The sequence below is a fragment of the Vibrio sp. D173a genome (assembly GCF_030248475.1).
Window position 1 is genome coordinate 1 of record NZ_JAHGAH010000115.1, and the last position, 14189, is coordinate 14189.

Here is a 14189-nt window from a genome sequence, read left to right on the forward strand (position 1 = left end):
ATTTGTGTATAAGAGACAGCTCAAAGGAGGGGCTTGAAGATTGTTTTTGTAGCTAGGTCACCAAGGTCTAGTGAGTGGCTTAATCCAGCTGAGGACCTGCTGCCACTAGTGATTTACCTTCTGCGTTGTCAGTGTACTTATCAAAGTTGTTGATGAAGCGCTCTGCCAAGTCTTTCGCTTTGCTTTCCCATTGTAGTGGGTCAACGTAGGTATCACGTGGGTCAAGGATGCTTGGATCGACGCCTGGAAGTGAAGTTGGTACTTCTAGGTTGAAGATCGGAATGTGTTTGGTTTTCGCATCTTCAATAGAGCCATCAAGGATTGCATCAATGATGCCTCGTGTATCTTTGATAGAGATACGTTTGCCGCTACCATTCCAGCCCGTGTTCACTAAGTAAGCTTCTGCACCTGCTGCTTCCATACGTTTCACTAGCACTTCAGCGTACTTAGTTGGGTGTAGGGTTAGGAACGCTGCACCAAAACACGCCGAGAAGGTTGGTGTCGGCTCAGTGATGCCACGCTCTGTACCCGCTAGCTTAGCGGTGAAGCCAGACAGGAAGTGGTATTTAGTTTGCTCAGGCGTCAGTTTTGAAACCGGAGGTAACACGCCGAACGCATCAGCCGATAGGAAGATCACTTTGTTTGCGTGACCGCCTTTTGATACTGGCTTCACGATGTTGTCGATGTGATGCAGTGGGTAAGACACGCGGGTGTTTTCAGTCTTAGAGCCATCATCAAAGTCGATAGAACCATCGCTACGAACCGTCACGTTCTCTAATAGTGCATCGCGGCGGATTGCGTTGTAGATGTCAGGCTCGGCTTCTTTCGATAGTTTGATGGTCTTCGCGTAACAGCCGCCTTCGAAGTTGAATACGCCGTCGTCGTCCCAGCCGTGCTCGTCATCACCAATCAGTGCACGTTTAGGATCGGTAGATAGGGTAGTTTTACCTGTGCCAGACAGGCCGAAGAAAATCGCTACGTCGCCTTCTTCGCCCATGTTTGCACTACAGTGCATCGATGCGATGTCTTTTAGCGGAAGGAAGTAGTTCATCATTGCGAACATGCCTTTCTTCATTTCGCCGCCGTACCAAGTACCGCCGATCAGTTGCATGCGCTCTGTTAGGTTGAACACAGTAAAGTTTTCAGAGTTCAGACCGTGTTCTTCCCACTTGTCGTTCGTGCACTTCGCGCCGTTCATTACCACGAAGTCAGGTTCAAACGTCGCCAACTCTTCTTCTGTTGGGCGGATGAACATGTTTTTCACGAAGTGCGCCTGCCACGCTACTTCGGTGATCACTCGAATGCTCAAACGAGTGTCTGGGTTTGCACCACAATAACCGTCAATCACAAATAGACGCTTACCTGAAAGCTGGTTGGTCACTAGCTCTTTTAGGTCGTCCCATACTTCTTTGTTGATTGGTTTGTTGTCGTTTTTCACTGCGTCAGAAGTCCACCACATGTGCTCTTCTGTCGTTGCATCTTTAACAATGTACTTATCTTTTGGTGAGCGACCAGTAAAGATACCAGTGTCTACGGCAACCGCGCCGAGTTCTGTAACCACACCACGTTCATAACCTGTTAGGTCAGCACGGGTCTCTTCCTCAAACAGCATTTCGTAGCTTGGGTTGCGAACAACCTCTTTAACGTTATGCAGTCCGTGTTTGGTCAGATCAATTGTTGCAGCCTTTGTATGTTCCATAACGGTCATAGGTGCTCCTTATAAGGATTTTTTGTAGGGATTTTGTAAGAATGTTTTAATTTTTATCTGCTCACCATGCTAGCAACGGGGTGGGGATAAAACAGGGATATAGCTCAAAAGATACCCATGATTTAAGTAAGGTTTTAGGTGGCCCGTCACATATTGGTGCGAATAGTTTATCGTGGGCGCAAACCTTTGCGCTAGGGGAAAAGAATTATTAATTATTTAAAATTAAGCGGTTGCTTTATTACGTCTGAGGCTAGGTAATTAGAGGGTTTGATCACAAAAAGGCCAGCATGATGCTGGCCTTTTGAAGGGTAAATTACAAGCTTGTTAAGCTATGAAAATTAATGCAGTGTTTTCTTCTCTGGAGCAGCTTGTGCATAGAGCTCAGTGATCTCCGCTTCGTCAAACGAATATGACGTGCCACAGTAATCACAATGTAAAGAAACTGATCCTTCTTCCGCTAAAATGTCATTGATTTCAGCACGCTCAACGGTAATGATCGCTGCACCACTACGTTCACGAGAACAGCCACAGTGGAACTCCACTGGTTGCGGTTCGTATAGACGAACAGAATCTTGGTTGTACAAGCGGTAAAGCAGTTCGTTTGCAGGTAGAGTGAACAGTTCTTCGTTCTTCACGGTTGCTGTTAATTGCTCTAGGTGCTCGAAGTCTTCGGGTGTACCCGTGCCGTCCGGCATTACCTGAATCATCATGCCTGCTGCGTGAGCTTTACCTTCGTGTTCACCAGTACGGATCCACAGGCGCGTCTTCAACTGCTCTGAGTTTGCGAAGTAGCCTTCGATAACGTCAGCCAGTGTTTCACCTTCTAGGCCAACGACACCTTGGTAACGTTCGCCTCTCTTCGGCTCGATAGTGATCACTAGGTAGCCTTTACCCATCATGTCGTGCAGGCTTGCGTCATCCGCAATGTCGCCTTCCCAACGTGCAACGCCACGGATCTTCTGATCGTGATCGCCATTGATTACAGCCAGTGATACAGGACCATCACCTTGTAGTTGGATAGTGATTGAGCCTTCGAACTTCAAAGTTGCCGTTAAAAGAGTGGTTGAAACGAGTAGCTCACCCAACAGTTTTTGCAGTGCTGCCGGATATTCCTTGCTGGAGATAATACGTTGGTATGCTTCATCCAATTGAACCAACTCGCCACGTACTGAAAGATCTTCGAATAGGTAGCGGTTTAAAACATTATTTGCCATGGAGTGCTTTCCTCGTCGGTAATTCCGGCTTTTATTGGTGTTTGAACTTAATGATGTCACGGCGCTGCTTCTTATCTGGGCGGCGTTCCGGACTTGGGTTGTGGGCGTTGAGTTTACGCTGTTTCGCGAACTCTTCGCGTTGGCTGACGCTTTCGTCAGTTTCACGATAGAGCGTTTGAGCGATTGGTGCGCCCATGCGACGATCAGAGATTTTCTCGATAATCACCGTCTTCTCTTCATTACCTTGGCGAAGACGAATCTCAGCGCCCAACTCAACGATTTTGCTTGGTTTGCTTCGTTGCCCATTATAGTGGACTTTACCGCCATCGACCATATTGCGTGCGATGGAGCGGGTTTTATAAAATCTGGCAGCCCATAGCCATTTATCTAGCCTTACGGCTTCATTTGCGGAACTCATACGACTCTACACTATCTAACCACTGCAATAATAAGGCAGTGACTGGTGGATTATTCACCTACAGATGGAGCCAAGGCTGTTTTTTTTCAAGGGAGTTGGCAAAAACTGCATAAGAAAAAGGCATGAAAAGGAACTTGTGATATAGTTCACTGCTCTTTGTTGAGTAGTAATTTTATTGAAAATTTAGCAAGATAGAGTCGACACTCTCTACTTATACTTAAGGTCGACCGACGTCAGAATAAAGGAATCAATTCAGTGAAGCGTTTAGAGCTAAGTGCAGGATTAGCAAGCAGCCCGCTACTGGCTCAGATTAAGTCCAACAATCACACCATACAAGCGAAACTCAGTTTGTTCTTAACTTGTCTATTCATAGCAATGACCGGTTGGATATTGGGTAAAGTGGTGTGGCTAGCAATGCCTCAAACTTCTGATGTGACTCAATGGAAGCCATCAGCAGGTGCTGTTGCGTCTACGAATAAAAAGGACGCGATTGATTTCAATGCCCTTCAAAATGCGAACTTGTTCGGAAAGTACACCGAGCAAAAGCCGGTCGTAGTAGAACAGCCTGTCGTGCAAGATGCGCCTAAAACTCGCTTAAACCTAACACTTGTTGGTGCAGTTGCGAGCAGCAACGCAAAAACGAGCCTAGCGGTGATCGCTAATCGAGGTAAGCAAGCCACTTATGGTATCGGCGAAGAAATTGACGGCACACGTGCAGAATTAAAAGCGGTATTGGTTGATCGTGTGATCATCGACAACCAAGGTCGTGATGAAACCCTAATGCTCGAAGGTATCGAGTACAGCAAACTGTCTGAAACACGTCCAGCTGCCCGCCCCCAAGCGGTCAAAGCGGATAAATCATCAGCGGTGAGCGAGAAGGTCGACCAAATTCGTGCGGAGATTTCCAAAGACCCGCAAAGCGTATTCAAGTACATCAACATTTCTCCAGTCAAAAAGGATGGAGGAATCGTCGGTTATCGCGTCTCACCAGGTCGTGATGCGGCGTTGTTTAATGATGTCGGTCTAAAACCTGGTGATATTGCGGTGCAATTAAATGGGATCGATTTAAGTGATCCTTCATCTTCAGTAGAACTGATGCAAGTGATGAACGATCCGCAAGAACTGAATTTGACTGTTGAGCGCGATGGCCAACAGTACGACATCTATATCCAATTGTAATACTTAGGCAAGCTGCGTAAGTTCAGGGAGACATACGTGAAACATTGGTTTAGCAAAAGTACTTGGTTACTTGCAGGGACACTACTCTGCACTCCGGGTACAATGGCGAACGAGTTTAGTGCCAGCTTCAAAGGCACTGATATTCAAGAATTCATCAATATTGTTGGTCGCAATCTAGAGAAGACCATCATCGTTGACCCGTCTGTGCGCGGTAAGATTGACGTACGTAGTTACGACGTTCTTAACGAAAAGCAGTACTACAGCTTCTTCTTGAACGTTCTGGAAGTGTACGGTTATGCCGTTGTCGAAATGGACAATGGTGTGTTGAAAGTCATCAAAGCGAAAGATTCAAAAACCTCAGCAATCCCAGTTTTGGGTGATGACAGTGCGCAAGGCGACAGCGTGATTACCCGTGTGGTTACGGTGCGAAATGTGTCGGTTCGTGAACTTTCTCCGCTACTGCGTCAACTTATTGATAACGCAGGTGCCGGTAACGTGGTGCACTACGATCCAGCTAACATCATCTTGATCACGGGTCGTGCTGCGGTAGTAAACCGCCTAGCGGAAATCATCAAGCGCGTTGACCAAGCGGGCGACAAAGAAATCGAAGTCGTAGAGCTGCGCAATGCGTCTGCTTCTGAGATGGTGCGTATCGTTGATGCCCTGAACAAAACGACCAACCAAAAGAGCACACCTGAATTCCTAGAGCCAAAAATCGTAGCGGATGAGCGTACTAACTCCATCCTGATTTCTGGTGACCCTAAAGTTCGTGCGCGCCTGAAGCGTTTGATTCGTCAACTTGACGTTGAAATGGCGACCAAAGGCAATAACCGCGTGGTTTACCTAAAGTACGCGAAAGCGGAAGACCTAGTTGATGTACTAAAAGGCGTATCTGACAACCTACAGGCTGAGAAGCAAGCAGGTCAAAAAGGCGCATCAAGTTCACAACGTGGTGAAGTGGTGATTGCCGCTCATGAAGCAACTAACTCGCTAGTTTTGACGGCTCCGCCAGATATCATGATGGCACTGCAAGACATTATTTCTCAGCTTGATATTCGCCGCGCGCAGGTTCTGATCGAAGCTTTGATCGTTGAGATGTCAGAAAGTGACGGCATCCAACTTGGCGTTCAGTGGGGTAACCTGGAAACCGGTGCAGTGATTCAGTACAACAATACTGGTACTTCTATTGGCGGTGTGATGATTGGCTTAGAAGAAGCTAAGGATACCGAAAGAACAGAACGTACATACGACCCTGGCAATCCACTTGCGGTTGATGATTATGTTGAACGTCAGATCACTGAAAAAGGGGATTATTCGACTTTGGCAGCTGCACTAAGTGGCGTTAATGGTGCAGCGATGAGTATTGTGATGGGGGACTGGACCGCGTTGATCAGTGCTGTCTCATCGGATACCAACTCAAATATTCTTTCCTCTCCGAGTATTACGGTGATGGATAATGGCGAGGCGTCGTTTGTTGTCGGTGAAGAAGTACCTGTACTTACAGGCTCGACGGCAGGCTCAAATAACGACAACCCATTCCAAACGGTGGAACGTAAAGAGGTCGGTATTAAGCTGAAAGTGGTACCTCAAATCAACGAAGGGAACTCAGTTCAATTGAATATTGAACAAGAAGTGTCTAACGTGTTGGGTGCAAATGGTGCAGTAGACATTCGTTTTGGTACGCGTCAGCTCAACACATCAGTAATGATTGAAGACGGTCAAATGCTAGTGCTTGGGGGATTAGTCGACGAGCAGGCTCAAGAAAGTGAGTCAAAGGTTCCACTACTAGGTGATATCCCAGTCATCGGACAGTTGTTCAAATCAACCAGCACTTCAACTTATAAGCGAAACTTGATGGTGTTTATCAAACCGACGATTATTCGTGAAGGCATGACGGCAGATGGCATTACTCAGCGTAAATACAACTTTATGCGTGCTGAGCAGCTATACAAAGCGCAGGAGGGTTTGAAACTGATGGATGATTCCAATATTCCGGTGATACCTGAATTTGGTCGTGAGCGTGAACACCCTGCTGAAATCCAAGCGTTCATTGATCAGATGGTAAAGAATGATGGTTGATATGTTAGACACAGCGCCAAGCATGCGCCGTCTGCCATTCAGTTTTGCCAACCGCTTTAAACTGGTATTGGAGACGGAGCACCCTGAGCGCCCTCCAATCCTGTATTACGTCGAGCCGCTAAACCCTGCGGCTCTGGTTGAAGTACGTCGAGTACTGAAACAAGACTTTATTCCTCAAGTGATGGACAAAGAAGCGTTCGATAAAAAGCTCACTGAAGCTTATCAACGTGATTCTTCTGAAGCCCGTCAGTTGATGGAAGACATTGGCGCAGACAGCGATGACTTCTTCTCATTAGCAGAAGAGCTGCCTCACGACGAAGATTTGTTGGAATCGGAAGATGATGCGCCAATCATCAAATTGATTAACGCCATGTTGGGTGAAGCGATCAAAGAAGGGGCGTCGGATATCCATATTGAGACGTTCGAGAAAACCCTGTCAATTCGTTTCCGTGTCGATGGTGTATTGCGTGAAGTCTTAACCCCGAGCCGCAAGCTAGCACCTTTGCTAGTTTCTCGTGTGAAGGTCATGGCGAAGCTGGATATTGCGGAAAAACGCGTACCTCAAGATGGTCGTATTTCACTGCGTATCGGTGGTCGTGCGGTGGACGTGCGTGTATCGACCATGCCTTCATCGCATGGTGAGCGTGTGGTAATGCGTCTACTGGACAAGAACGCCACTCGTCTTGATCTGCATAGTTTGGGTATGACGCCTTCAGTGCATGACAACTTCCGTCACTTGATTGGTCGTCCTCACGGCATCATCTTGGTGACCGGTCCGACAGGTTCGGGTAAGTCGACGACCTTGTACGCGGGCTTGCAAGAGATCAACAGCAATGAACGCAACATTCTGACTGTTGAAGATCCTATCGAATTCGATATTGATGGCATCGGCCAAACACAGGTAAACCCTAAGGTTGATATGACCTTTGCGCGAGGTCTGCGTGCGATTCTTCGTCAAGACCCGGATGTAGTGATGGTCGGTGAGATCCGTGACTTAGAGACAGCACAGATTGCGGTGCAAGCCTCTTTGACTGGTCACTTGGTTATGTCGACACTACACACCAACACGGCTGTGGGTGCTATTACTCGACTGCGCGATATGGGTATTGAACCTTTCCTGATCTCTTCTTCGCTATTGGGCGTGTTAGCACAGCGCCTAGTTCGAACCCTTTGTTCTGACTGTAAAGAGCCATACGAAGCGGATAAAGAACAGAAGAAATTATTCGGTCTGGAAGAGCACGAATCGCTGGTTCTGCATCGAGCAAAAGGGTGTGAAGTGTGTAACCAAAAAGGTTACCGCGGTCGTACTGGTATTCACGAACTTCTAATGGTGGATGAGAAAGTTCAAGAACTGATCCACAGTGAAGCGGGTGAACAAGAAATTGAAAAAGCCGTACGAGCACACTCGCCAAGCATTCGCAGCGATGGCCTAAGCAAAGTCAGTCGTGGTATCACTTCTCTTGAAGAGGTGATGCGAGTGACCAAGGAAGCGTAATGGCAGCATTTGAATACAAAGCGCTAGACGCGAAAGGCAAACAAAAGAAAGGCACCATTGAAGGGGATAATGCTCGTCAAGTGCGCCAACGCCTAAAAGAACAGGGCATGATCCCTGTAGAGGTGATGGAAGCCAAAGCCAAAGCTGCGAAGTCTTCAGGTGCATCAGTTGGATTCAAACGTGGTATTAAAACCGCAGAGCTCGCCCTAATTACGCGTCAGCTATCAACGCTTGTGCAATCTGGCATGCCATTGGAAGAGTGTTTGAAAGCCGTTTCAGAGCAGGCTGAAAAACCACGCATTCGCTCGATGATTGCGGCCGTGCGCTCAAAAGTCACCGAGGGTTACCCTCTGGCAGACAGTTTGGGTGATTACCCACATGTGTTTGACGAACTATTTCGATCTATGGTGGCGGCTGGTGAAAAGTCCGGTCACTTAGATGCGGTACTAGAGCGTTTGGCGGATTATGTAGAAAACCGTCAGAAGATGCGCTCTAAACTGCTTCAAGCCATGATTTACCCAGTTGTGCTGGTGGTGTTTGCGGTGGGCATTGTGTCATTGCTGCTTTCTTCAGTGGTGCCGAAAATCATTGAGCCAATCATTCAAATGGGGCAAGAGCTACCACAGTCGACGCAAATGCTATTGTCTGCGAGTGAGTTTGTCCAAGAATGGGGCTTAATCATTTTCGTTGTCTTTGTGGTGTTCTTTTACGGTTTAAAACTGGCATTACAGAAACCAAATTTTCGCTTGGCTTGGGACCAAAAAATTCTTAGCTTACCGCTGATTGGTAAGATTTCTCGCGGTCTGAATACCTCACGATTTGCTCGCACCTTATCGATTTGTACTTCAAGTGCGATTCCTATTCTTGAAGGCATGCGTGTTGCAGTTGACGTTATGTCGAACCGTTATGTAAAACAACAAGTGTTAGTGGCGGCAGACAACGTGCGTGAAGGGGCAAGTCTGCGTAAAGCGCTCGACCAAACTCGCTTATTTCCACCAATGATGCTACACATGATTTCCAGTGGTGAGCAGAGTGGTGAGCTTGAAAGCATGTTGACACGTGCAGCGGACAACCAAGACCAAAACTTTGAATCTACAGTGAATATCGCCTTAGGGATCTTCACTCCAGTGCTGATAGCATTGATGGCTGGTCTCGTTCTTTTCATTGTAATGGCGACATTGATGCCAATGTTGGAAATGAATAACTTGATGAGCGGATAAAATTCGAGTTAAGTCGTGTCTACTAATGACATGGCTTGAATCTAACTTTCGGAGAAAATAATGAAATTTAAACGCAGTAAACAACAAGGCTTTACACTTCTAGAAGTGATGGTTGTTGTGGTTATCCTAGGTATTTTGGCAAGTGTGGTTGTTCCTAACCTACTAGGCAACAAAGAAAAAGCAGACCAACAAAAAGCCATTACTGACATCGTGGCGTTGGAGAATGCGTTGGACATGTACAAGCTGGATAACAGCGTTTACCCAACAACGGACCAAGGTCTAGATGCGTTAGTGAACAAGCCCTCTAACCCAGAGCCACGCAACTACCGCGATGGTGGTTACATCAAGCGTCTACCATCTGATCCATGGGGCAATGAGTACCAATACCTGAGCCCTGGTGACAATGGCACGATTGATATCTTTACTTTAGGCGCGGATGGCCAAGAGGGCGGTGAAGGTCCTGCATCGGATATCGGCAACTGGAACATGCAAGATTTCCAATAAGCTCTAACTTAAACCAGCACTAATGAAGAAAATGCAAAAACATCTCGGTTTTACATTGATAGAAATTCTATTGGTGCTGGTTTTGTTATCTCTTACCGCCGTTGCGGTGATCGCTACCTTGCCTACCAGTCAAAAAGACCTTTCCAAACAATATGCTCAAAGCTTTTTCCAGCGCCTACAGCTGCTTAATGAAGAAGCGGTACTAAGTGGTAAAGACTTTGGCTTACGTGTTGATGACGTTAAATCTACCTACACTTTGTTGAGCCTGACCCAAGACGGTTGGCAACCACTTGAGTTAAAGCAAATCCCAAGCGATACAAAGCTCGAAGGGGATATCTCAGTGCAATTGGAATTAGGCGGTGGCGCCTGGGGTGACGATGACCGATTGTTCGAGCCCGGCTCGCTGTTTGATGAAGACATGTTTGCCGAGCTGGAGGACAAGAAAAAGAAGAAAGTGAAACCACCTCAAGTGTTCATTTTATCAAGTGCTGAAATTACGCCATTCACCTTATCTTTCTTTCCTGAAGAAGGGGATGCGTTCAATGATGGCTGGCGAATCATTGGCAAAGAAACAGGTGAAATCAGATTGTTAGCACCTGGAGAAGAAGCGGAAGACGATGACAACTCAATATTCTAAGCCAAGCCGTATTGGTTCATCGCACCGCAATGCTCGAGGTATGACGCTACTTGAGGTGCTAGTCGCACTGGCGATTTTTGCTACTGCTGCGATCAGTGTGATTCGCTCCGTGAGCCAGCACATCAATACCGTCAGTTATTTAGAAGAAAAAATGTTTGCAGCCATGGTTGTGGATAACCAAATGGCCAATGTGATGCTCTCGACGGAAAAACTCAAAGCTACAAAAGGCACTGAAGAGTTGGCAGGGCGTACTTGGTATTGGAAGGTCACTCCTGTTGCCACTGTGCAGCCATTGCTGAAAGCATTTGATGTCAGCGTCGCAACTGAGAAAGAAGCGAGCCCTGTGGTCACGGTGAGAAGTTATGTTGCTGAGTAATAAGCGATATAAGGCGCCAACAATGAAATCAAATCGAGGTTTTACCTTGATTGAGGTACTGGTTTCGATTGCGATTTTTGCCAGCATGAGCGTGGCCGCTTACCAAGTCGTATCGCAAGTGCAGCGCAGTAATGTTCTGTCGCAAGAACGTACTCAACGCTTGAATGAACTGCAGCGTGCGATGGTGATGATGGATAGTGACTTCCGTCAGATGGCCATGCGCCATGTTCGCAACAATGGCGAAGAGCCATCAAAGCAGCTGCTTTTTTGGTCAGAATACCTGTTGGATTCGGATACGAAAGGCGTGCTGTTCGCGCGTTTGGGTTGGCACAACCCACGACAGCAATTTCCACGTGGTGAAGTCACGAAAGTGGGCTATCGCATTAAAGATGAAGTACTGCAACGTGTGTGGTGGCGCTACCCAGATACGCCAACAGGGCAAGAAGGTATTGTGACGTCATTGCTTACCAATGTCGAAGAGTTCGATATGCGCTTCTTTGATGGAAAGTCGTGGAAGAAAAAGTGGGAAAACGGCAGTGAGTTACCTAAAGCTGTGTCTGTGGTATTGAAGCTGAAAGACTACGGTGAGATCTCTCGTACTTACCTGACACCAAATGGAAAACTGGTATCAAGTAGTCAAGATAACTCTGGTGGTGGTAATTCATCAGGAGGCAGTAATGGCTAATCGTCAACGTGGGGTCGCGCTCCTTATCGTGCTGATGTTACTTGCCATCATGACCACGATAGCCGCAAGCATGTCAGAGCGATTGTTTCTGCAGTTTCAGCGTGGTTCGAATCAAATTAATTATCAACAAGCTTACTGGTATAGCTTGGGGGTAGAAGCGTTGGCTGAGATTGGTATCGAACAGAGCTATGAAGACGACGATAACATCAACTTAAGTCAGCCTTGGGCGATAAAAGAGCAGGTCTACCCGTTGGATTATGGTCAAGCCGCTGGCCGCATCATCGATAAACAAGCCTGCTTCAATTTGAACGTGTTAGCGAGTGTACAACCCTCCGGGGATTCAACAAATCGTCCATACTTAGTACAAGTCTTCCAACGATTGATGGAAGAGAAAGACGTTGAACCTTATCAAGCTGAAGTGATTGCAGACTCGACTTGGGAATATGTCGATAGTGACAGCACGTTACGTTCTACGGCTGGTGTTGAAGACAGCACTTATGAAGCAATGAAACCGCAATACTTACCACCAAATGGTTGGATGGCGGATGCGAGTGAGTTACGTGCGGTTTACCAAGTGAGTGGCGATATCTACCAGAAGATAGCCCCAATGGTTTGTGCGCTCCCTAGCGATGACTGGCGCTTGAACATCAATACCATTGAAGTCGAACAAGCGCCTATTTTGGTGGCAATGTTTACGCCGGGCCTTAGCAGCAGCGATGCGGTGCAATTGATAGAAAAGCGTCCTTTTGATGGTTGGGACAGCGTAGATGAATTTTTGTCTGAGTCAGAATTAGCTGGCTTAAGCGATGACGTAAAGAAAAATGCCAAAGGTTACTTAGGAGTCGACAGCGCTTTCTTTGAGCTGGATGTTCAAGTACTGGTGGATGAATCCCGAGTACGCCTCCGTAGCCTTTTACAAAGTACAGATAGAGAAACGGTGACTGTCGTTCGCCGTCGTTTTGGAGGAATCAGTGAGCGAGTTTCTGACCGTTCGGCTGAGTAGCGAACAACAAAGTACCATTCCATGGTTGGTATGGTCGACACAACAGCAAGAAGTGATTGCCAGTGGTGAGCTTGCCGGATGGGAACATCTGGACGAACTGGTTGCTTACGCCGATCAGCGACAAATTGTGGCGCTACTGGCGAGTAATGATGTTGTGTTAACAAAAGTGGATATTCCACCAGGTGCTGCGCGTCAGTTTGATAGCATGCTGCCTTATTTGGTGGAAGATGAAGTCGCGCAAGACGTGGACAGCCTGCATTTCACAGTATTAGACAAGCAAGCGGAAGCAGCACAAGTGTGTGCTGTCGAGCGTGCTTGGATTCAAACCATTTTGCAGCGTTTCTCCAGCCAAGGCCTTGTTATCAAGCGCATGCTGCCTGATGTTCTGGCGATGCCTGTTGATGAGGAAAGCAGTTCTGCCGCCCAATTGGGTGAGCAATGGCTGATTCGTCATTCTCAAACTCAAGGTGCGGTTGTCGATGCATCTTGGCTTGACCTGTACTTATCTTCTTACTTACAAAGCCATGAAGGCTGGAAGCTCGATTGCTACAGCTCTGTGCCTGAATCTGCAGTGTCAGATATCTGGGTCGCCAAGCCAGAAGAAATGGCGATGGCACTTCTGGCGAAAGGAGCGACAGAAAGCAAGGTCAATCTACTGACCGGTTCTTTCAAGCCAAAATCCTCTTGGGGTAAGTACGTTAAGGTTTGGCAAAAGGCCGCGATTGCTGCGGGTGTATTACTTGTCGTGTTGGTTGGTCAGCAGTTGTTGATGGTGCATAAGTACGAAGCACAGGCCCAAGCGTATCGTGAAGAGAGTGAGCGCATCTTCCGCCAAGTTTTCCCGAATAAAAAACGCATACCTACCGTTAGTTACTTGAAGCGTCAGATGACCGATGAAGAGCGTCGTCTATCTGGTGGCTCGAGTGATGTGGCGATGCTATCTTGGATTGCTGCACTGCCTTCGACATTAGGTCAGGTTAATGATCTTCAGATCACTAGCTTCAAATATGATGGTCAACGTGGCGAAGTTCGTATTCAAGCGAGCAGCTCTGACTTCCAGCCATTCGAGCAAGCTCGTGTGAAATTGGCAGAGAAGTTTAACGTTGAACAAGGTCAGCTGAACCGCAACGGCAATGTTGTGATGGGCAGCTTCGTGTTGAAGCGTCAGTGAGGTGATGATGAAAAACTTAATCGCACAAGCTCAAACTTGGTGGAGTAGCATCTCACAGCGTGAACAACGTTTGGTGATGGGCTGTGGCGCAATTGCTGTGCTAGGTATCATTTATTGGGGCATCTTGCAGCCAATGAATAAACGTGCAGAGCTAGCGCAATCTCGAATTCAAAGTGAAAAGCAGCTATTAATGTGGGTGCAAAACAAAGCCGATGATATTACCGCACTACGTAAAAGCGGTGGTGTCAGCTTCTCTAATCAACCATTGAACCAAGTAGTCTCCTCATCGGCTCGCCGTTACAAAGTTGAGCTCATTCGCGTACAGCCGCGTAATGACAGTGTCCAAGTGTGGATCAAACCATTGGCGTTTAACCAGATGGTGGATTGGTTGCGTTATCTAAAAGAACAACAAGGGATTGAGGTGGAATTCCTAGACATCGACCGTACCGACCAAGCCGGTATGATTGACGTAAACCGCCTGCAATTTAAGCGAGGTTAAG

General features: G+C 47.2%; 14 protein-coding genes. 11 read left to right on the forward strand and 3 right to left on the reverse strand.

Features of this window, described 5'->3' with window-relative positions; all coding sequences use genetic code 11:
* Nucleotides 1-79 precede the first annotated feature (79 nt).
* The 3 genes from pckA to hslR all read right to left on the reverse strand — a co-directional run bounded on the left by pckA (nt 80) and on the right by hslR (nt 3340).
* Nucleotides 80-1708, reverse strand: coding sequence for a phosphoenolpyruvate carboxykinase (ATP) (gene pckA, locus KIV40_RS12910; protein WP_285349569.1), 1629 nt, complete (start codon nt 1706-1708; stop codon nt 80-82).
* Nucleotides 1709-2046: 338 nt separating this feature from the next.
* The gene (hslO, locus tag KIV40_RS12915) at nt 2047-2922 is read right to left on the reverse strand and encodes an Hsp33 family molecular chaperone HslO (RefSeq protein WP_228175237.1); all 876 of its coding nucleotides are present in this window, start codon (nt 2920-2922) and stop codon (nt 2047-2049) included.
* A 31-nt stretch (nt 2923-2953) separates the two neighbouring features.
* The gene (gene hslR, locus KIV40_RS12920) at nt 2954-3340 is read right to left on the reverse strand and encodes a ribosome-associated heat shock protein Hsp15 (RefSeq protein WP_005430076.1); all 387 of its coding nucleotides are present in this window, start codon (nt 3338-3340) and stop codon (nt 2954-2956) included.
* Between the two features lie 255 nt (nt 3341-3595).
* Here hslR and gspC point away from each other — a divergent pair, with 255 nt between their 5' ends.
* The 11 genes from gspC to KIV40_RS12975 are packed head-to-tail and all read left to right on the forward strand — an operon-like array spanning nt 3596 to nt 14188.
* The gene (gene gspC, locus KIV40_RS12925) at nt 3596-4519 is read left to right on the forward strand and encodes a type II secretion system protein GspC (RefSeq protein ID WP_182053405.1); all 924 of its coding nucleotides are present in this window, start codon (nt 3596-3598) and stop codon (nt 4517-4519) included.
* 36 nt (nt 4520-4555) lie between these two features.
* A complete protein-coding gene (gspD, locus tag KIV40_RS12930; protein ID WP_285349571.1) occupies nt 4556-6598 on the forward strand; it encodes a type II secretion system secretin GspD in 2043 nt (680 codons plus the stop codon).
* Nucleotides 6591-8093 (forward strand): type II secretion system ATPase GspE, encoded by a 1503-nt coding sequence (gene gspE, locus KIV40_RS12935; protein WP_005529089.1) that lies wholly within the window; start codon nt 6591-6593, stop codon nt 8091-8093. The genes gspD and gspE overlap by 8 nt, the downstream gene beginning before the upstream one ends.
* Nucleotides 8093-9313: a type II secretion system inner membrane protein GspF gene (gene gspF, locus KIV40_RS12940; protein WP_005430086.1), complete on the forward strand. Its 1221-nt coding sequence runs from the start codon at nt 8093-8095 to the stop codon at nt 9311-9313. The genes gspE and gspF overlap by 1 nt, the downstream gene beginning before the upstream one ends.
* Nucleotides 9314-9373: 60 nt before the next feature.
* On the forward strand, nt 9374-9817 hold the full coding sequence (gene gspG / locus KIV40_RS12945; protein ID WP_005430189.1) for a type II secretion system major pseudopilin GspG: 444 nt from the start codon (nt 9374-9376) through the stop codon (nt 9815-9817).
* Nucleotides 9818-9848: 31 nt separating this feature from the next.
* Entirely contained in the window at nt 9849-10454 is a 606-nt protein-coding gene (locus KIV40_RS12950) for a prepilin-type N-terminal cleavage/methylation domain-containing protein (protein WP_285349587.1), read from the forward strand.
* Nucleotides 10435-10830 carry a type II secretion system minor pseudopilin GspI gene (gene gspI, locus KIV40_RS12955; protein ID WP_228175240.1) on the forward strand — a complete coding sequence of 132 codons (396 nt, stop codon included), beginning with the start codon at nt 10435-10437 and terminating at the stop codon, nt 10828-10830. The genes KIV40_RS12950 and gspI overlap by 20 nt, the downstream gene beginning before the upstream one ends.
* 22 nt (nt 10831-10852) lie before the next feature.
* Nucleotides 10853-11515, forward strand: coding sequence for a type II secretion system minor pseudopilin GspJ (gene gspJ, locus KIV40_RS12960; protein WP_285349573.1), 663 nt, complete (start codon nt 10853-10855; stop codon nt 11513-11515).
* Nucleotides 11508-12518, forward strand: a complete 1011-nt coding sequence (gspK, locus tag KIV40_RS12965) for a type II secretion system minor pseudopilin GspK (RefSeq protein WP_285349574.1) — start codon at nt 11508-11510, stop codon at nt 12516-12518. The genes gspJ and gspK overlap by 8 nt, the downstream gene beginning before the upstream one ends.
* On the forward strand, nt 12487-13689 hold the full coding sequence (gene gspL, locus KIV40_RS12970) for a type II secretion system protein GspL (protein WP_181145862.1): 1203 nt from the start codon (nt 12487-12489) through the stop codon (nt 13687-13689). The genes gspK and gspL overlap by 32 nt, the downstream gene beginning before the upstream one ends.
* A 7-nt stretch (nt 13690-13696) precedes the next feature.
* Nucleotides 13697-14188 carry a type II secretion system protein M gene (locus KIV40_RS12975; protein WP_285349589.1) on the forward strand — a complete coding sequence of 164 codons (492 nt, stop codon included), beginning with the start codon at nt 13697-13699 and terminating at the stop codon, nt 14186-14188.
* The last annotated feature ends 1 nt before the right edge of the window (nt 14189 follow it).